Annotated in this window: 16 protein-coding genes; 4 read left to right on the forward strand and 12 right to left on the reverse strand. The window is 73.3% G+C overall.

Features of this window, described 5'->3' with window-relative positions; all coding sequences use genetic code 11:
- Nucleotides 1-30: 30 nt before the first annotated feature.
- Nucleotides 31-942 (forward strand): 3-hydroxybutyryl-CoA dehydrogenase, encoded by a 912-nt coding sequence (locus ACFYZ3_RS05700; protein ID WP_361010641.1) that lies wholly within the window; start codon nucleotides 31-33, stop codon nucleotides 940-942.
- Here ACFYZ3_RS05700 and ACFYZ3_RS05705 read toward each other — a convergent pair.
- The 9 genes from ACFYZ3_RS05705 to infC all read right to left on the reverse strand — a co-directional run bounded on the left by ACFYZ3_RS05705 (nucleotide 927) and on the right by infC (nucleotide 10,893).
- A complete protein-coding gene (locus ACFYZ3_RS05705) occupies nucleotides 927-1,475 on the reverse strand; it encodes an NUDIX hydrolase (RefSeq protein ID WP_388514221.1) in 549 nt (182 codons plus the stop codon). The two genes, ACFYZ3_RS05700 and ACFYZ3_RS05705, sit on opposite strands and share 16 nt — an antisense overlap.
- Nucleotides 1,476-1,593: 118 nt before the next feature.
- On the reverse strand, nucleotides 1,594-2,934 hold the full coding sequence (locus tag ACFYZ3_RS05710) for a transcriptional regulator (protein ID WP_388514223.1): 1,341 nt from the start codon (nucleotides 2,932-2,934) through the stop codon (nucleotides 1,594-1,596).
- 467 nt (nucleotides 2,935-3,401) lie between these two features.
- Entirely contained in the window at nucleotides 3,402-5,924 is a 2,523-nt protein-coding gene (pheT, locus tag ACFYZ3_RS05715) for a phenylalanine--tRNA ligase subunit beta (protein WP_388514224.1), read from the reverse strand.
- On the reverse strand, nucleotides 5,924-7,045 hold the full coding sequence (pheS, locus tag ACFYZ3_RS05720; protein WP_388514225.1) for a phenylalanine--tRNA ligase subunit alpha: 1,122 nt from the start codon (nucleotides 7,043-7,045) through the stop codon (nucleotides 5,924-5,926). The genes pheT and pheS overlap by 1 nt, the downstream gene beginning before the upstream one ends.
- A 180-nt stretch (nucleotides 7,046-7,225) precedes the next feature.
- Nucleotides 7,226-8,365, reverse strand: coding sequence for an ATP-binding protein (locus ACFYZ3_RS05725; protein WP_388514226.1), 1,140 nt, complete (start codon nucleotides 8,363-8,365; stop codon nucleotides 7,226-7,228).
- A 50-nt stretch (nucleotides 8,366-8,415) separates the two neighbouring features.
- Complete coding sequence (locus ACFYZ3_RS05730; protein ID WP_388514227.1) at nucleotides 8,416-9,264, reverse strand: TrmH family RNA methyltransferase; 849 nt, start codon at nucleotides 9,262-9,264, stop codon at nucleotides 8,416-8,418.
- A 181-nt stretch (nucleotides 9,265-9,445) separates the two neighbouring features.
- Nucleotides 9,446-9,829 (reverse strand): 50S ribosomal protein L20, encoded by a 384-nt coding sequence (rplT, locus tag ACFYZ3_RS05735; protein ID WP_003977226.1) that lies wholly within the window; start codon nucleotides 9,827-9,829, stop codon nucleotides 9,446-9,448.
- Nucleotides 9,830-9,927: 98 nt separating this feature from the next.
- Complete coding sequence (rpmI, locus tag ACFYZ3_RS05740; RefSeq protein ID WP_003977225.1) at nucleotides 9,928-10,122, reverse strand: 50S ribosomal protein L35; 195 nt, start codon at nucleotides 10,120-10,122, stop codon at nucleotides 9,928-9,930.
- A gap of 114 nt (nucleotides 10,123-10,236) precedes the next feature.
- Nucleotides 10,237-10,893 carry a translation initiation factor IF-3 gene (gene infC, locus ACFYZ3_RS05745; RefSeq protein WP_361011143.1) on the reverse strand — a complete coding sequence of 219 codons (657 nt, stop codon included), beginning with the start codon at nucleotides 10,891-10,893 and terminating at the stop codon, nucleotides 10,237-10,239.
- Between the two features lie 383 nt (nucleotides 10,894-11,276).
- Here infC and ACFYZ3_RS05750 point away from each other — a divergent pair, with 383 nt between their 5' ends.
- Nucleotides 11,277-11,642: a DUF1844 domain-containing protein gene (locus ACFYZ3_RS05750; protein WP_159325348.1), complete on the forward strand. Its 366-nt coding sequence runs from the start codon at nucleotides 11,277-11,279 to the stop codon at nucleotides 11,640-11,642.
- 21 nt (nucleotides 11,643-11,663) lie between these two features.
- Here ACFYZ3_RS05750 and ACFYZ3_RS05755 read toward each other — a convergent pair whose 3' ends face one another.
- Entirely contained in the window at nucleotides 11,664-12,395 is a 732-nt protein-coding gene (locus ACFYZ3_RS05755) for an SseB family protein (protein ID WP_388514228.1), read from the reverse strand.
- A gap of 176 nt (nucleotides 12,396-12,571) precedes the next feature.
- Between ACFYZ3_RS05755 and ACFYZ3_RS05760 the strand changes: the two genes are divergently transcribed.
- Nucleotides 12,572-13,288: a serine hydrolase gene (locus tag ACFYZ3_RS05760; RefSeq protein ID WP_388514846.1), complete on the forward strand. Its 717-nt coding sequence runs from the start codon at nucleotides 12,572-12,574 to the stop codon at nucleotides 13,286-13,288.
- Between the two features lie 16 nt (nucleotides 13,289-13,304).
- Here ACFYZ3_RS05760 and mycP read toward each other — a convergent pair whose 3' ends face one another.
- Together mycP and ACFYZ3_RS05770 are read right to left on the reverse strand one after the other, a co-directional pair.
- Nucleotides 13,305-14,486 (reverse strand): type VII secretion-associated serine protease mycosin, encoded by a 1,182-nt coding sequence (mycP, locus tag ACFYZ3_RS05765; protein WP_388514229.1) that lies wholly within the window; start codon nucleotides 14,484-14,486, stop codon nucleotides 13,305-13,307.
- Nucleotides 14,483-15,994, reverse strand: a complete 1,512-nt coding sequence (locus ACFYZ3_RS05770) for a hypothetical protein (protein ID WP_388514230.1) — start codon at nucleotides 15,992-15,994, stop codon at nucleotides 14,483-14,485. Before ACFYZ3_RS05770 ends, mycP begins: the two co-directional genes overlap by 4 nt.
- A gap of 731 nt (nucleotides 15,995-16,725) precedes the next feature.
- Between ACFYZ3_RS05770 and ACFYZ3_RS05775 the strand changes: the two genes are divergently transcribed.
- Entirely contained in the window at nucleotides 16,726-17,934 is a 1,209-nt protein-coding gene (locus ACFYZ3_RS05775) for an amino acid deaminase/aldolase (protein ID WP_388514231.1), read from the forward strand.
- Nucleotides 17,935-17,942: the final 8 nt, after the last annotated feature.

Genomic DNA, 17,942 nt, shown 5'->3' on the forward strand with positions numbered 1-17,942 from the left:
TCGATCGGAGCAGGCGCCGGGGACCCCGGCATGCCTGCGGCCAGCCGTGGAGTCAGCGAAAGGGACGATGTGACCGGCATCTCGGGAGATATCGCACGCGTCGGCGTGGTCGGCTGCGGTCAGATGGGGGCGGGCATCGCCGAGGTGTGCGCCCGCTCGGGTCTGGAGGTGATGGTCGCCGAGACCACCGGCGAGGCTCTGGAGATCGGCCGCACCCGGCTGTACAACTCGCTGGCCAAGGCGGCCGAGCGCGGCAAGATGACCGAGGAGGAGCGGGACGCGACACAGGCGCGCCTCAGCTTCACCACGGACCTCGGCGAGTTCGCCGACCGTGATCTGGTGATCGAGGCCGTCGTCGAGAACGAGCAGGTCAAGACCGAGATCTTCCAGGTGCTCGATCAGGTCGTGACCCGGCCTGACGCGATCCTGGCCTCCAACACCTCCTCGATCCCGCTGGTGAAGCTGGCGGTCGCCACCTCGCGGCCCGACCACGTCATCGGCATCCACTTCTTCAACCCGGCCCCGGTGCAGCAGCTCGTCGAGCTGATCCCGGCGCTCACCACCTCCGAGGGCACGCTCAGCCGGGCCCAGCTGTTCACCGAGAAGGTGCTGGGCAAGCACGCGATCCGCGCCCAGGACCGCTCCGGCTTCGTGGTCAACGCGCTGCTGATCCCGTACCTGCTCTCCGCGATCCGGATGTTCGAGTCGGGCATCGCCAGCCGCGAGGACATCGACAACGGCATGGAGATGGGCTGCGCCCACCCGATGGGCCCGCTGAAGCTGGCCGACCTGATCGGCCTGGACACGGTCGCCTCGGTGGCGTACTCGATGTACGAGGAGTACAAGGAGCCGCTGTACGCCGCTCCCCCGCTGCTCCAGCGCATGGTCGACGCGGGCCGCCTCGGCCGCAAGAGCGGCTCGGGCTTCTACGCGTACGGCTGATCGCGCCCGAGCCTGAGGTGGTGCAGCAGGAGTAACGCGGCCGCCATGTTGGCGGCCGGGACCTCCCCGCGGGCGACGAGGTCGGGTACGAGCTTGAGCGGCACCCATTCCCGGCGGTCCGACTCGAAGTCGTCCACGGGGTGCCCGACGTACGTGCCCCGGTCGGCCCAGTAGACGTGGTGGCGGGCGTCGGTGAGGCCGTTGGAGGGCTCCACGCTCATCAGGTGGTGCAGCGGTCCGGGTCGCCAGCCGGTCTCCTCCTCCAGTTCCCTGGCCGCCGCCACCGCGACGTCCTCGCCGTCCTCGACGACTCCGGCCGCCAGTTCCCAGCCCCAGCTGTCGGTGATGAACCGGTGCCGCCACAGCAGGAGGACCTCGCCCGCCTCGTTGACGACCGTGGCCGCGGCCACCGGGCGCATCCGTATCAGGAAGTGGTCGAGGTGCCGGCCGTCCGGCAGGACGACATCGGCGAGATTGACGCTGAACCATCGATTTGAGTACACATTTTGTTCGCTCTGTTTCGCCCACTGCACTGTTCTGCCACCTTTCTTTGAGTAGGTGGCAATATCGCAGCAGCAGCCTTCCGGCAGCAGGCGTACGAGGACCGCTCACGGCGCAGGGGTGGGCGCAGGGGCGGGACGGGCGGGAGGCCTACAGCGGTACGCGCAGTGCCCCGTCGATGAGTTCGGCGGCCTCGGCCGTGCCCGCGCAACCGCTGCTCACCAGGTGCTCGCGCACCGCGCGCAGTCTGTCGCGCAGCCGATGGGACTCCATTCCCCGGGCCTGTTCGGCCATCCGCACGGCCGTCGCCACCGCCTTGTCGGCGTGGCCCTGACGGAGTTCGATCGTGCTGAGCATGGCGAGCCGGTGCACGCGGCCCCGGTCGTGCGCGGGGGTGTCGACGGCCGCCGCCGCGTGCTCCCCGGCCGCCGCGAGTTCACCGAGGCTCAGCAGCGCCTCCGCGACCTGGACGTTGACCAGTCCGGGCTGGACGTAGCCGGTCTCGTCGGGCTCGTACCCCCGCCGGATGCGCTCGGCGGCCTGCTCGGCCCGGCGGATGCAGGCCAGCGCGCCGCTGCCGTCGCCCAGGTGCGCGTACGCCTTCGCCTGCATCGCGTACAGGTCGGAGGCGAGCGCCGGGGTGATGTGCCGGCCCGCGGCGCGCAGCGCGGCCTCGGCGAAGGCGACGGCCTGCCGGTACTCCCGCATGAACAGCGCCTGGTTGACCAGCAGCGCGATGACGTACGCGCCGAGCCCCCGGTCGCCGCTGGCCTTGGCGAGCCGGAGCGCCTGGTGGAAGTAGCGCTGGGCGAGGCCGTGCGCGTCGGAGTCGTACGCGCAGATCCCGGCGACGGCCACCAGGCCCCCGGTGGCCCGGTGCAGCTGCCGTCCGGTGGCGTCGGTGTAGCTGCCGCGCAGCAGCGGCGCGGCCTCGGAGTTGAGGAAGCCGACGATGCGGGCGCGGGTCGCGATGCCGCCGGCCTTGCGGTACATCTGCTCGTAGTGGGTGCGGGCGCAGCGCACCGTCTCCAGGTCGGCCGCGGTGACCCGGTGCCGTCCGCCGCGGGAGACGTCCGTGTCCTCGGGCGGGTTCTCCCACTCCCACACGGGCATCACGGCCGGCGTGCCGGTGAGCGCGGGGGCGCCGAGGATGTGCGGGCGCTGCTGCTGGTCGGAGCGCCACAGGGCGGTGGCGCGCTCCACGAACCCGGACAGCGATCCGGTGTGCGGGGCGGCGGGTTCGCCGGGCACGCCGAGGCCGATGTCGTCGAGGGCGACGGGGCGGTGCAGCCGGGACGCGAGGACCTCGCAGATCAGGTCGGGCACCTGGCTGCGTGGCCGCTGGCCCTTCAACCACCGTGCGACGGCGGTGTGTTCGTACCTCAGTGCGAGACCGCGTGCCCGCCCCGCCTGGTTGACGTGCGCGGCCAGTCCCGCGTGCGAGATCCCGGCCTCGTCGAGGATCGCGTCGAGCAGGGTGTTGGGCTGCATGGGTGCCCCCGGTGAATCGGTGCCGACAGCGTAGTGCGTCGGTCTTCACACGGGGTGTGAACGGAGTACGCGCATCCGCAGCGTGTGCGCGCTGTCGCGGAGAGTTCCGGGCCGGTTGACTGAAGGGCCTCGAAAGAGGCCGGCCGGGCCGCCGGCTCCCCCTCGTACAGTGCGGCGGCCCGTATCCACGCCGTCCGCCCAGCTGCCTGCCCGACACTCCGTGGCGGGGCGGACGGCTCCGCCGGCTGTGCGGGGCGACCAATCGCCGTTCAGTGTGCGGTGCATTGTCGACTGCGGGTGCACTGTGGCTGGTCGCGCCCACGCGGCGGAGCCGCACGTGTCACAGCCCCGCGCCCCTGGAGGGACGTCACCTGCACGCCGCTAAGGGGCGCGGGGAACTGCGCGAGCGACCACGACGCACCCGCAGCCGCCAGCCGGCAGGAACCCCACGCCCCTTGGGCGAGCCGTCAGCTCCGGAGCACTGCTCCCACCCGCTCGCCCGCGAGGGCAACCGCGGCGTCGCGGGCAGCCGAGGCCTCGTCGACCGTCAGCGTCCGGTCCCCCGCGCGGAAGCGCAACGCGTACGCGAGGGACTTGCGCCCCTCTCCGAGCTGCTCCGCGTTGTCGTAGACGTCGAACAGCCGGATGGACTCCAGCAGTTCACCCGCGCCCTCGCGCAGCGCGGCCTCGACCTCGCCGGCCGGGACGAACGCGTCGACCACCAGGGCCACGTCCTGCGTCGCGACCGGGAACGTGGAGATGCCCGGCGCCTGCGGGGTGTCGTCGCCGACCCGTTCCACCGCGTCGAGGTCCAGCTCCATCGCGCAGGTGCGCGCCGGCAGGCCCAGTGCCTTCAGGACGCGCGGGTGCAGCTCACCCGCATGCCCGATCACGCGGTCCTCGCCGTCCACGGTGAGGAACAGCTCGGCGCAGCGGCCCGGGTGCCACGGCCCGTACTGACCCTTGCGGACGCCCAGTTCGGCGCCGGCCTCGCGGGCGATGGTCCGGGCGGACTCGACCGCGTCGGCCCAGTCGGCCGGACGGCCCTTGCCCCACCAGCCGGCCTGCTCGCGGGCGCCGGCCAGGACCACGGCGACGTGCCGGGGCTGGTCGGGCAGCGCGGCGTCCAGCGCGGCGAGGTCGTCCTCGCCGGGGCGCCGGTCGACGGGCAGGTTGGCGGCGACGCGCTGCTCGCCCTGCGGGTGGAAGACCAGGCCCGTCTCGAAGAGCGCCAGGTCGTGCGCGCCCCGGCCGTCGTTGCGCCGCAGCGCCGCGAGCAGGCCCGGCAGCAGCGAGGTCCGCAGCGCGGGCTCCTCGTCGCTGAGCGGGTTGACCAGCTTGACGACGCGGCGGGCCGGGTCGTCGGCGTCGAGACCGAGCTGGTCGAAGACCTGCTCGCCGACGAACGGGTAGTTCAGCGCCTCGACGAACCCGGCACCGGCCAGGGCCCGCCCGACGCGGCGGTGCAGCCGCTGCCGGGAGGTGAGGCCGCGGCCCGCCGGGGGCCGGGGCAGCGTGGAGGGCAGGTTCTCGTAGCCCTCCAGGCGGATGACCTCTTCGGCGAGGTCGTTCGGGTCGGTGAGGTCGGGCCGCCAGGACGGCACGGTGACGATCAGCTCGTCCTGGCCGTAGACGTCGCAGCCCACCTCCTGGAGGCGGCGTACGACGGTCTCGCGGCCGTAGGCGACACCGGCGACCTTGTCCGGGTGGTCGGCCGGGAGGCTGATGGTGTGCGGCGCGGACGGGGCGCTGATCTCCGTGACCCCGGCCTCGGCGGTGCCGCCCGCGAGCAGCACCAGCAGGTCGACGGTGCGCTGCGCGGCAGCGGCGGCGGCCTGCGGGTCGACGCCGCGCTCGAAGCGCCGGGACGCCTCCGAGGACAGCTTGTGGCGGCGGGCGGTGCGCGCGATGGACACCTGGTCGAAGTGGGCGGCCTCGATGACCACGTCACTCGTCGCGTTCCCACCGTTTTCGGCGGCGTCGTGGTCGGCGATCTCCGTGTTGGCGCCGCCCATGACCCCCGCGAGCCCGATCGGGCCGCGGTCGTCGGTGATGACCAGGTCCTCGGCGTGCAGCTTCCGCTCGGTGCCGTCGAGGGTGACGATCTTCTCGCCCTCCCGGGCCCGGCGCACGCCGATGGTGCCCTGGACCAGCGAGCGGTCGTAGGCGTGCAGGGGCTGGCCCAGCTCCATCATCACGTAGTTGGTGACGTCGACGGCGAGCGAGATCGGACGCATGCCGACCTTCTGGAGCCGGCGCTGGAGCCAGATCGGCGAGCGCGCCTCGGCGCTGAGGCCGGTCACGGTGCGGGCGGTGAAGCGGTCGCAGCCGGTGGGGTCGCCGATCTTCACCGGGTAGCCGTAGGCGTTCGGGCCGGGCACGTCGAGCAGGGCCGGGTCGCGCAGCGGCAGGCCGTAGGCGATGGCGGCCTCGCGGGCGACGCCGCGGATGGACAGGCAGTCGCCGCGGTTGGCGGTGACGGCGATGTCCAGCACCTCGTCGACCAGTTCGAGCAGCTCGATGGCGTCCTTGCCGACCTCGGTCTCCGGCGGCAGCACGATGATGCCGTGCGTGCCGTCGTCGCCCATGCCCAGCTCGTCGCTGGAGCAGATCATGCCGTGGGACGTCTTGCCGTAGGTCTTGCGGGCGGAGATCGAGAAGCCGCCGGGCAGGGTGGCGCCGGGCAGGACCACGACGACCTTGTCGCCGACGGCGAAGTTCCGGGCGCCGCAGACGATCTCCTGCGGCTCACCGGTGCCGTTGGCCTGGCCGACGTTCACCGTGCAGAAGCGGATCGGCTTCTTGAAGCCCTCAAGCTCCTCGATGGTCAGCACCTGGCCGACGACGAGGGGGCCCTTGAGGTCGGCGCCCAGGTGCTCGACGGTCTCGACCTCCAGACCGGCCGAAATCAGCTTGGCCTGCACGTCGCGGCCGGTCTCGGTGGCCGGCAGGTCGACGTACTCCCGCAGCCAGGAAAGCGGGACCCGCATCAGATCTCCATCCCGAACGGCCGGGTGAACCGGACGTCACCCTCGACCATGTCTCGCATGTCCTCGACGTTGTGGCGGAACATCAGCATCCGCTCGATGCCGAACCCGAAGGCGAAGCCGCTGTACTTCTCCGGGTCGATGCCGCAGGCGGTGAGCACCCGCGGGTTGACCATGCCGCAGCCGCCCAGCTCGATCCAGCCCTCGCTGGAGCAGGTGCGGCAGGGCCGGTCGGGGTTGCCGACGGACGCGCCCTTGCAGACGTAGCAGAGCATGTCCATCTCGGCGGACGGCTCGGTGAAGGGGAAGAAGTTCGGCCGCAGCCGGGTCTTCATCTCCGCGCCGAACAGCGACTGGACCATGTGGTCCAGGGTGCCCTTGAGGTCCGCCATGGTCAGGCCCTCGTCGACGGCGAGCAGCTCGACCTGGTGGAAGACGGGGGTGTGCGTGGCGTCCAGCTCGTCGGTGCGGTACACCCGGCCGGGGCAGATCACGTAGACCGGCAGCTCGCGGGAGAGCGCGGAGCGGATCTGCACGGGCGAGGTGTGGGTGCGCAGCACGACGCCGGACTCGGAGCCGCCCTCGGGGCCCGCCACGAAGAACGTGTCGGCCTCGCCGCGGGCGGGGTGGTCCGGGCCGATGTTGAGGGCGTCGAAGTTGAACCACTCGGCCTCGGCCTCGGGGCCCTCGGCGACCTCGTAGCCCATGGCGACGAAGATGTCCTCGATGCGCTCGGAGAGCGTGGTGAGCGGGTGGCGGGCGCCTGCCGGTACGCGGTCGTGGGGCAGCGTGACGTCCACGGCCTCCTCGACCAGAACGCGCGCGTCGCGCTCTGCCTCCAGCTCCTCCTGGCGGGCGGCCAGCGCCTTGTTCACGGCACCGCGGGCCATGCCGACGCGCTTGCCGGCCTCGGCCTTGGCCTGCGGGGGCAGGGCGCCGATCTCGCGGTTGGCCAGCGCCAGCGGGGAGGTGCCGCCGGTGTGGGCGACCTTGGCCTCCTGGAGCGCGTCGAGGGAGTCCGCGGCGGCGAAGGCGGCGAGCGCCTCGTCCCGCATGCGCTCGATCTCTTCCGGTTTCAACGCCTCGACCTCGACTGGGTCGTACGACTTATTCGGTGCCGACATCTCTTCCCGTGCTTCCGATTGGCTGGCTGGGACGCCCCGTCTACGGTCCTCAGACGGGCGGAGACGTTTCGTCGACGCTTCGTCTGCGGATCTGGACGCAAAGGTGCCAAAGACCGAGTCTAACGGGGCTGTGGATCGCTGATTGCGCCCGTGGGGGTCGTCGGCCGCCTCTGGTCCTTCTCAGGTGAGGTACGCCGGTGCCGCCACGGGCAACGTAAATCGGAACTCGGCGCCGCCGCCGGGGGCGCGGCCGACCGTGATGGTGCCGCCGTGGGCCTCGACGATGCCCTTGACGATGTACAGCCCGAGGCCGGTGCCACCGCGCTTGCTGCCCCGCCAGAAGCGGGTGAAGACGCGGTTCATGGATTCCTCCGGGATGCCCGCCCCCTCGTCGCTCACCGTGACCGACGTGCCGGTGTCCTCCCCTTCGCGGGGGGACGCCGTGGGCGTGACGTCAATGGTGACGGTTCCCTCGCCGTGCCGCACCGCATTTTCCAGCAGGTTGCTCAGCACCTGGTCGACCTTGTCGGGGTCGGCCCACAGGTCGGGCAGCGGCTGGGCGAGGCGGAGCAGGAACCGGTCGGCCTCCTGGCCGGCGGCGACGTAAGCCTGGATGTGCCGGCCGACGGCGGCGCCGATGTCGACGGGCTGGCGGCGCACCTCCAGGCGGCCGGAGTCGATCCGGGAGATGTCGAGCAGCTCGGCGATGAGGCGGGTGACGCGGTCGGCGTCGGCGTCGACGGTCTCCAGCATCAGCCGCTTCTGGTCGTCGGTGAACCGCTCCCACTTGGCCAGCAGGGTGGCGGTGAAGCCCTTGACTGAGGTGAGGGGGGAGCGCAGCTCGTGCGCCACGGTGGCGATCAGCTCGGCGTGGCTGCGCTCGGTGCGGCGGCGGGCCTCGGTGTCGCGCAGGGTGACGACGACGCGGCGGACGGGGCCGAGGCGTTCGGCGCGGACGTAGCGGGCGGTGACCAGGACCTCCCGTCCGCCGGGGAGCAGCAGGTTGCGCTCGGGCTGGCCGACCCGGATGGCGAGTCCCCCGTAGGGGTCGGTGAGCTGCCACCAGCGGCGGCCCTCCAGGTCCTCCAGGGGCAGGGCGCTGTCCAGGGACTGTCCGAGGGCCTCGGCGGCGGGGGTGGCGGTGATGCGGACGGCGGCGGCGTTGAAGCAGACCACCCGGCCGTGCTCGTCGGCGACGACCAGGCCGTCGGGCAGCTGGTCCGGGTCGATGCCGAGGTCGGCGACGTCGCCGGGCTGGCGGGGCGCGGGCGGGCGCGGCACCTGGCGTGCCCCCGGTGCACTGCTCGTGCCGACGCTCATCCCCGTACCCCACCTCTCAACCGCGCAGGGGCCTTGAGCTGGTCACCCTACTAGCTCTCGGTGACGGAGCGGCACCCTCCGGCGGCGCGCTGTGCACGCGCCGACGCGTAGAGACATACGGCGGCGGCGGTCGCGAGGTTCAGACTCTCCGCCTTCCCGTGGATCGGGACGCGCAGGACGGCGTCGGTGAGGGCGCGGGTCTCCTCCGGGAGCCCCCAGGCCTCGTTGCCGAACACCCAGGCCGTGGGGCCGCCCATGGTGCCGGCGTCCAGCTCGGTGTCGAGATCGTCCTCACCCGCACCGTCGGCGGCCAGCACCCGTACTCCCGCCTCCCGCAGCCCGGCGACGGCACGCTCGACGGGGACGCCGACGGCGACCGGCAGGTGGAACAGGGAGCCGACGGAGGCGCGTACGGCCTTGGGGTTGTACAGGTCGACGGAGGCGTCGGTGAGCACGACCGCCTCGGCCCCGGCGGCGTCGGCGCAGCGCAGCACGGTGCCCGCGTTGCCGGGGTCCCGGACGTGCGCGAGGACGGCGACCAGCTTGGGCCGGGCGGCGAGGATCTCCTCGAACGGCGTGTCCAGGAACCGGCAGACCCCGACCAGTCCCTGCGGTGTGACGGTGGTGGAGATGTCCTCGATCACCGAGTCGGCGGCGAGGTGCACCCGGGCGCCGACGTCACGGGCGGCCCCGACGATGTCGGCGTACCGCTCCGCGGCGTCGACGGTGGCGAACAGCTCGACCAGCGTGTCCCCGTACCCCGCCGCCTCCCGCACGGCCTGCGGCCCCTCGGCGAGGAACAGCCGCTCCTTCCCCCGGAAGTTCCGCTTCCCCAGCCGCCGAGCGGCGGCGACACGGGGAGAACGGGGGGAGATCAGCTCGGGGGTGGCGGGGCGCACTCTTGCTCACCTTCACGTTTGGATCGACGGAATTACGGCGCGCCCCCACAGGGGCGCGGGGAACTGCGCGACAAGCCACAACGGACCCGCAGCCGAAATCGAACCGGACGGGCGGCAACCGAAGGGACCCGCAGGCTCCAGCCTGCGGGTCCCTTCAACTACGGCTCAAGCCAGCGCAGCGTCACGCCGCCTTCGGCGCGTTCACATCGCTCGGCAGCGCCTTCTGCGCGACCTCGACGAGCGCGGCGAACGCGTTCGGGTCGTTGACGGCCAGCTCGGCGAGGATCTTGCGGTCGACCTCGACGTTGGCGGCCTTCAGGCCCTGGATGAAGCGGTTGTACGTGATGCCGTTGGCGCGGGCAGCGGCGTTGATGCGCTGGATCCACAGCTGGCGGAAGTCACCCTTGCGCTTCTTGCGGTCGTTGTAGTTGTAGACCAGCGAGTGGGTGACCTGCTCCTTGGCCTTGCGGTACAGGCGCGAACGCTGACCGCGGTAGCCGGAGGCCTGCTCGAGGATCGCCCGGCGCTTCTTGTGGGCGTTGACTGCCCGCTTGACGCGTGCCACTTGTTAACTCCTTGTAGCGGGGCCGCGGTCGTTCCTCACGCGGCCCGGTGTCGAATGGGTCCCGGTCCTGCCGTACGGCGCTCAGTGGCGCCCGTACGTCACTTGCCGAGAAGCTTCTTGATCTTCGCGGCGTCGCCCGGGGCCATCTCGGCGTTGCCGGTGAGGCGACGCGTCACGCGGGACGACTTGTGCTCGAGCAGGTGGCGCTTGCCGGCGCGCTCACGCAGCACCTTGCCGGAGCCGGTGATCTTGAAGCGCTTGCTGGCACCGCTGTGCGACTTGTTCTTCGGCATAGCGCCGTTCTCTCCTCGTCGGTGGCGCTCCGGTGCCCGGTCGTGAAACCGGGCACGGTTGGAGCGTCGCTCTTGTGTCGGGTATGTGTCCTGGGGACTGGCGGTCCCCCGGGGTCACGCTTCGGCAGGTGCCTCGGCCGGGGCCTCGGCGTCCTCGACCTCGTCGGCCTCCGCGGCGTTCTGCGACTTGCCGGGGTTCGCCTTCGCGTCCGCCTTGCGCGCTTCCTGCGCCTGGCGGGCCTCGGCCATCGCCTCGGTCTTCTTCTTGTGCGGACCGAGAACCATGATCATGTTCCGGCCGTCCTGCTTCGGATTCGACTCGATGAAGCCGAGGTCCTGGACGTCCTCCGCCAGCCGCTGCAGCAGTCGGTAGCCGAGCTCCGGCCGGGACTGCTCACGACCGCGGAACATGATCGTGATCTTGACCTTGTCGCCCTGCTTGAGGAACCGGACGACGTGACCCTTCTTGGTGTCATAGTCGTGCGGGTCGATCTTCGGCCGGAGCTTCATCTCCTTGATGACCGTGTGCGCCTGGTTCTTGCGCGCCTCACGGGCCTTCATGGCCGACTCGTACTTGAACTTCCCGTAGTCCATGAGCTTGCACACGGGCGGACGGGCGTTCGCCGCGACCTCGACGAGATCGAGGTCGTACTCCTGCGCAAGCTCCAGGGCCTTGGCAAGCGGGACAATCCCGACCTGCTCGCCGCTGGGACCGACAAGTCGCACCTCGGGAACGCGAATCCGGTCGTTGATGCGGGGCTCGGCGCTGATGGATCCTCCTCGGTAGCACCACGCGACGGTCTGGCGGACAGCCGCGTAACGTCTGTGTTCGATAGACCTAACCGCGCCGGCACACAAAAAATGCCCCGGACGATCACAGGCGGGGCTCCTCGAACTGCTACCGGAGCACCGCCGCGATGGCCGCGGGGCGCGATTTCGGGCTGGTCACTGCCGTGGGACGGGACCGCCTGACCGGTGACCCGCCGTCCGGAGGACGGCCAGGTGGGAGTTCGAAGCCTCCACTTGTGGGCCGGATCCGCTGCCGTGGGCGTACGTGTCCGACCGGTCGTTACACAAGGTTAGCAGCTCGGCGGGGCAAGGGCTAACCGAGTCCGAGTGGGGTCCGCTCCCCCGCTGCGCCTATCGTGTGCGGCATGAGTGAGACCCCTCCTGAATCCGCGGCGAATCCCGACTTCGACGCCATGACCCGCGACATCGCCGAGGTTCCCGCGGTCGAGGTGATCGTGACGGTCGCCGTCAACCTGATGAGCGCCGCCGCCGTGAAGCTGGGCCTGACCGAGGAGGGCGACGCGCACAAGGACCTGGACGAGGCCCGCAAGCTGGTGCACGCGCTGGCCGGCCTGCTGGACGCGACCGCTACCGAGATCAGCTCGTTCCACGCGGCGCCGCTGCGCGACGGTCTCAAGTCGCTCCAGCTGGCCTTCCGCGAGGCCTCGCTCGTCCCGGACGAGCCCGGCCAGGGACCGGGCGAGAAGTACACGGGCGCGGTCTACGGCTGACCGCCGCCCGCCGACCCCGAGCTACCCCCGCACGTACAAGGGCTCGCCCGGTGGCGTCGCCCCGGCCGGCAGCAGCGCCAGGTCGAGGCCGCGCACCAGGCGGGCCCTCAGCGTGTCGTCGGCGGCCAGCCGCTCGGCCACGGCGCGCGCGGCCTTCGGCGCGTCGGCTCCCGGGTCCAGGACCAGTGCGAGCGTGCCGTCGGCCCGGCCCGGCCCGAGGTGGGCGCGGAGCACGGCGGGCTCGTCGGCCAGGGCGGCACGCACGGCCCCGGCCACGGCCGGGTCCGCGAGCGGGTCGGTCGTCGTACGCCCCTCGGCCAGTGCCAGCAGCACCGCTCCGGTCAGCTCGAACGGCACCGGCCCCGCCAGGTCCAGTACGACGGTGTCCGCCTTCTCGTGCGCGGCGGCCTCCAGTGCCTGGTGCACGGGTACGGCGACGGGGCGGGCCGCGGGGTCCCAGCGGGCGAGCGACTCGGTCGAGGTGAAGGCGGGGAGCGCGGTGCGGTCGCCGGCCTTCAGGGTCGGCACGGCCATGTCGCTGGTCTTCTCGCGGCGCAAGCCGTTCTCGTCCTCCTCCACCTCACCGAGTACGGCGACGACGGGCACGAGCAGCCGGGCGCCCTTGAGCGCCTCCAGCACGGGGGCCACGGCGGTGCGGTCCTCGGCCCAGGCGGCGAGCGCGGCGCTCAGCCGGGGGTCGGCGGTGCCGTCGTCGTCGGAGAAGGCGGAGTCGGGGATGTTCTTGTTCGCCACGGTCCCCGACCCTATCCGGGCGCGGGTACGGCGCTCCTCACCGGCCTGAACCATCGCCGCCGTGGCATCCTCCGTAGCCTGGCGGGCGCGATGGGCCCTCGGGCGGGGAGGCAGCGGTGGAGACGGTCGAGCCGGTCGAACCGGTGCTGGACGGTGACGCGCGGCTGGCCGCGGCCATGGCGTCGGTGCCGGTGCCGGACGGCGCCGAGGTGTCGGTGGCGGTGCTCGACCCCGACTCGGGCGCGGGCGCCGTGTACGGCACGGGTGCCTTCGACACGGCGAGCATCGTCAAGGTCGACATCCTGGCGGCGCTGCTGCTGCAGGCGCAGGACGCGGGACGGTCGCTCACGGCCGCGGAGAAGACGTACGCCACCGCGATGATCGAGAACAGCGACAACGACTCGGCGTCGGCACTGTGGCGGGCGATGGGGACGGCCGACGGACTCGACGCCGCGAACGAACGCTTCGGGCTGACCGGCACCGAGGGCGGCGACGGCCCGCGGTGGGGGCTGACCCGGACCACCGCCGCCGATCAGGTCGCGTTGCTGCGGCAGGTGTTCGTGACGGACGGCTCCGCACTGAGCGAGGCCGCACGGGCGTATGTGCGCGGGCTGATGGAACGGATCACGGAAGGTCAGCGGTGGGGTGTGTCGGCGGCGGCCGACGCGGCCGGTTCGACCGGCGGTTCGGCTTGGGCGCTGAAGAACGGCTGGCTGCGGCGCGGCACCACCGGGCTGTGGGTCGTCAACAGCATCGGGCGGGTGGCGACCGGCGGCCACGGCTGCCTGGTGGCGGTGGTGTCGCGGGGCAGCGGTACGCAGGCGGAGGGGATCTCGCTGACCGAGGCGGCGGCGCGGGCGGCGGTGTCCGTGGTCACGGACGACACGCCCTAGGAAGCTCTCCGGGTGGTCAGAAGTCGTCGGGGCGTTCGCGGCGGCCCCGCCACAGGACCACGGCCGCGACCACCAGGACGCCGCCCGCGCCGCCGGCCAGCGGGGCGGCCCAGGCGGAGGTGTCGTCGTCGGAGGCGGGGGCGTCCGGTCCGGTACCGAAGTACTCGTCCCCGTACGACGCCGCCCTCAGTCCCTCCGGCTTCAGCCGTCCGGCCGCCTCGATGGCGGCGGCCGGGTCGACGAAGCCGAAGCCCCGGGAGTCGTCGCGGCCCTCGGCCGGGGCGTTGCGGGCGGTGTCCTCCAGGACGGACTTGACCTGGGCCGGGGTGAGGTCCGGGTGGGCCGCCTTCACCAGGGCGGCGGCCCCGGAGACGAAGGCGGAGGCGGCGCTGGTGCCCCAGCCCTCGTAGTAGCGGTGGTCGGGGTCGGCGATGATCACGTCGACGCCGGGAGCGCTGACCGTGGCGTACCAGCGGCGGGTGGAGAAGGAGGCGCGGGTGCCGTAGCGGTCGACGGCGGTCGCGGCGATCACACCCGGGTAGGCGGCCGGGTAGGAGATGTGGTCGCCCTTCTCCCCGCCGTTGCCGGCCGAGGCGACGACGATCACGCCCTTCTTCAGGGCGTACTGGATGGCCTCGTCCTCGGCGGGTTCGGGGTGGGCGGAGGCGGAGTCGTCGCCGAGGGAGAGGTTGATGATGTCGGCGCCGTGGTCGGCGGCCCAGCGGATGCCCTCCGCCAGGGCGTTGCCCCGGGTCTTGCGGGCCTTCGCGCGGGAGGGGTCGCCGTCCTCCAGGATCACGCGCAGAGGGAGGATCCTGGCCTCCGGGGCGATGCCCATGACGCCGTCGGTGTTGCCGGGGCCGTGTCCGTGACCGGCGATGATCCCGGCCATGGCGGTGCCGTGCCGGGCCCAGGAGCGGTCGCCCTCGCTCGCGCCGAAGCCGACCAGGTCCTTGCCGGCGAGGACGTTGCCGGCCAGGTCGGGATGGTCGGCCTCGACTCCGGTGTCCAGGACGGCGACGGTGACGCCCGCGCCCTTGGTGGTGCGCCACGCCTGCTGGGTGTGCATGGCGTCCAGGGCCCACTGCTGGGCGCGGATGCCGTCGGCGTGCGCGGCGGGCGTCGGGGCGAGGACGAGCGCGGCGGCGAGGAAGAGGCTCAGGGCGCCGGTCCTGCGGCGGATGTCTGCGGGGGTCACGAGGGGTGCTCCGTGGGCGCGCCGACGTGTCTGCGCAGGGCGCGTTCGACGCGGTCGGCGAGGCCCTGCGCCTCGTGGCCGAGACCGGCCTGGGCGGGCGCCGACGTGGCACCGGACTCGATGGCCTCCTCGGCGGGTTCGGGCTGGTCGACGGTGCGGCCGTCGGCCCAGCCGGAGACGGCGTAGACGACGACGGGGGCGTCGGTGAGGACGGAGACGGTCCACGAGGCCCGCTGGGGTGCGCCGAAGCCCTCGGCGACCGTGTCCTTCGCCGCGTACGGCACGGGCATGAGGTCGTCCCGGCGGCCCAGGTCCTCCTTCTCGAACCGGCCCGCCAGCGAGGTCATGGCGGCGGCGTCGGCCTTGGTGAAGAGCAGGCCGACGGTGGTGACGTAGCTCTGGGTGGCGTCGGTGTAGGTGGCGCGCAGCAGGCGTGAGCAGCCGACCGGGTCGAGCACCTTGGCGAGGAGCCGGTCGAAGGCGCCCGCGCAGCCACCGTCCGGGGCGACCGCGACCCGCGTCCAGGTGCGGTCGGCTCCGCCGGGCCCCGCGCCCTTGCCCTGGACGGTGGGCGGGAACAGCTGGTCGACGGGCACGCTGTGCCACAGGTCCCCGGCCTCGGTGTACGCGCTGCGCGCACCGTCGTCCCCGGAGTCCCCGGCGAGCCAGCTGCCGGTGACGGCTCCGGTGAGGAGCCCCACGCCGAGCACGAGGCAGACGGCCGCGGCGACGACCTGCGGCCGCGGGCGCCCGCCGAGCGGTCGCGGCCGGGCCAGTCCGTCGTACCCCTCGGGTTCCGCGAAGGAGACCCGGGGCCGCGCCTCGTACGGGGTGCTCCAGGAGAAGGCGGGGTCGGGGGCCGCCGGGCCGGAGGGCGGGGCGGGTGCCGTGTGCGACGGGCGGGGTTCTGTCCGAGCCGACGGTTCCGCGGCGGGCGTCGTGCGCTGCTCCGGGGACGGCTCCGGTTCCGGGTCCGCCGGGACCGGGCGCAGGCGGGCGGTCGTCTCCGTCGGGGTCTCCTCGGGAGCACCGGGACGGTACCGCGGTGCCTGCGGTGCGCCACCGCCGCGCGGGGCGGCACGGCCGACGGTCGGCGCGGTGTCGGGGAAGCGTGCCGAGGCGCGGGGCGGCGGGGCCGCGGCGTCGGCGGACCTCGAGTCGCCGAGCCGGAAACGCGGGTGGCGGGCCCGGACACCGGAGCCCTCGGCGTCCCCGTCTCGGGCAGGGCCGAAGGACGCGTCGGGGCGTGCCCCGGGCTTCGCCGGCTCCGGACCGCGGCCGCGCTCCCCCGGCGCCCGTGCCGGGCGGGGCGGAACGCCGGGACGGGGCGGGGTGCCGGGACGCGGGGGTGTGGAGGGGCGGGACGGAGCCGCCGGGTGGGAGGCGGTGTCCGGACCGGACTCCGGGCGCGGCGGCGGCACCTCACGGCGAGCCGCGGACTCCGGGTGCGACAGGTTGGGGCGGCGCACCGCGCCGGAACCCGGCGCGGACGCCGACGAATCCGCCATGGACGCCGACGGGCCGGGCCCGGGGCCCGGGACGGATGCAGGGTCCGGGGTGGTCGCGGGACCCGGGGCAGGCCCAGGAGCCGGGGAGGGCGCAGGGCTGGAAGCACCCCCAGGAGCCGGGTCGGGCGCAGGGCCGGAGGCAGGCCCACGACCCGGGGAGGGCGCAGGGCTGGAAGCAACCCCAGAAGCCGGGTCCGGCGCAGGGCCGGAGGCAGCCCCACAACCCGGGGAGGACGCAGAAACTGGGGCAGGCCCGGGCCCCCGGGAGGGCCCAGGACCCGAAGCAGACGCAGGGGCCGACGCGGGCCCTGGACCCGAAGCAGGCGCAGGGGCAGAGGTGGGCCCAGAGGGCGAGGCGGGCGCGGAGGCCGGGCGGGGTGGCGTTTCGGGGTGCGGGGGAAGGGAGGCGCGGCGCGCTTCCGTGCTCATGCACCCCCCGTTTCCTCGGGCCCGGCCCGTTTCTCCGACACGGGCCGGAGACGGTGGTCCTGACCGCGGTCTCCTGCCCGGCCCGGCGCGGAACCGATCCGTCCCGGGCACGCATACCCGCTCGGGAGGACCGCCATCCCGGCGCGGGCTGCCGGGGCCCTGCCGCCGGGGCCGGGTCCGCCCGTGCGTGCGCGTCACTCTACGGCGTGACCCCGCTCGACGGGGAACCAGTCCGCGCGCCCGCGGCATTGGCCCGGATCGTCCCCCTACCCTGCGGTAATCCTGTCTGGCAGGCTGCCGTCATGACCGCACGCGCCGCAGACCGGGCCCGTTACGACCGGGCCACCGCCCATCTGGACGCCCCCGTGGCGATCGTGGACCTGGAGGCCTTCGACGCCAACGCGGACGACCTGGTCCGCCGGGCCGGCGGGAAGCCCGTCCGGGTCGCCAGCAAGTCCGTACGCTGTCGCGCGCTGCTGGAACGGGCCCTGGCCAGGGACGGTTTCGCGGGCGTCATGTCGTTCACGCTGGCCGAGTCCCTGTGGCTGGCCCGCTCCGGTTTCGAGGACGTCCTGCTCGCCTATCCGTCGGCGGACCGCGCCGGGTATGCCGAGCTGACCGCCGACCCGAAGCTCGCCTCCGCCGTGACGGTGATGGTCGACGACCCGGCGCAGCTGGACCTTGTCGACGCGGCGCGCGACGGCGACGGCGGCGGGGAAGTCGTGCGGGTCTGCCTGGAGTTGGACACTTCGCTGCGGCTGCTCGGTGGCCGGGTGCGGGTCGGTGCCCGGCGCTCGCCGCTGCACTCCCCCGCCCAGGTCGCCGACCTGGCCCGGGCGGTGACCCGCAGGCCGGGGTTCGAGGTCGTCGGCATCATGGCGTACGAGGGGCATGTCGCCGGGGTCGGGGACGCGGTGGCGGGGCATCCGTTCCGGTCGCGTGCCGTGCGGCTGATGCAGGCGGCCGCGCGTCGGGAACTGGCCGAGCGGCGGGCGGCCGTGGTGCGGGCGGTCCGGGCCGTGGTGCCTGGCCTGGAGTTCGTCAACGGCGGCGGCACCGGCAGCGTGCAGCACACCGCCGCCGAGGACGCGGTCACGGAGATCGCGGCCGGTTCCGGGCTGTACGTGCCGCGGCTGTTCGACAACTACACGTCGTTCAGCGGTCGTCCGGCGGCGCTGTTCGCCCAGCCCGTCGTACGGCGGCCGGGGGTCGGGGTCGTGACCGTGCTCGGCGGCGGGTATCCGGCGTCCGGCGCGGCCGGAGCCGACCGGCTGCCGGTGCCGTATCTGCCCGAGGGGCTGCGCTACGACCCCCAGGAGGGCCCCGGCGAGGTGCAGACGCCGCTGCTGGGCTCGCCCGCCGACGACCTGCTGATCGGCGACAAGGTGTGGTTCCGGCACGCCAAGGCCGGGGAGCTGTGCGAGCGGTTCGACGCGCTGCACCTGGTGGAGGGGGACGCGGTGACGGCGACGGTGCCGACCTACCGGGGCGAGGGGCACACCTTCCTGTAGTGGAGAGC

This window comes from Streptomyces sp. NPDC001599 (assembly GCF_042893535.1).
In the GTDB taxonomy this organism is placed as follows: domain Bacteria; phylum Actinomycetota; class Actinomycetes; order Streptomycetales; family Streptomycetaceae; genus Streptomyces.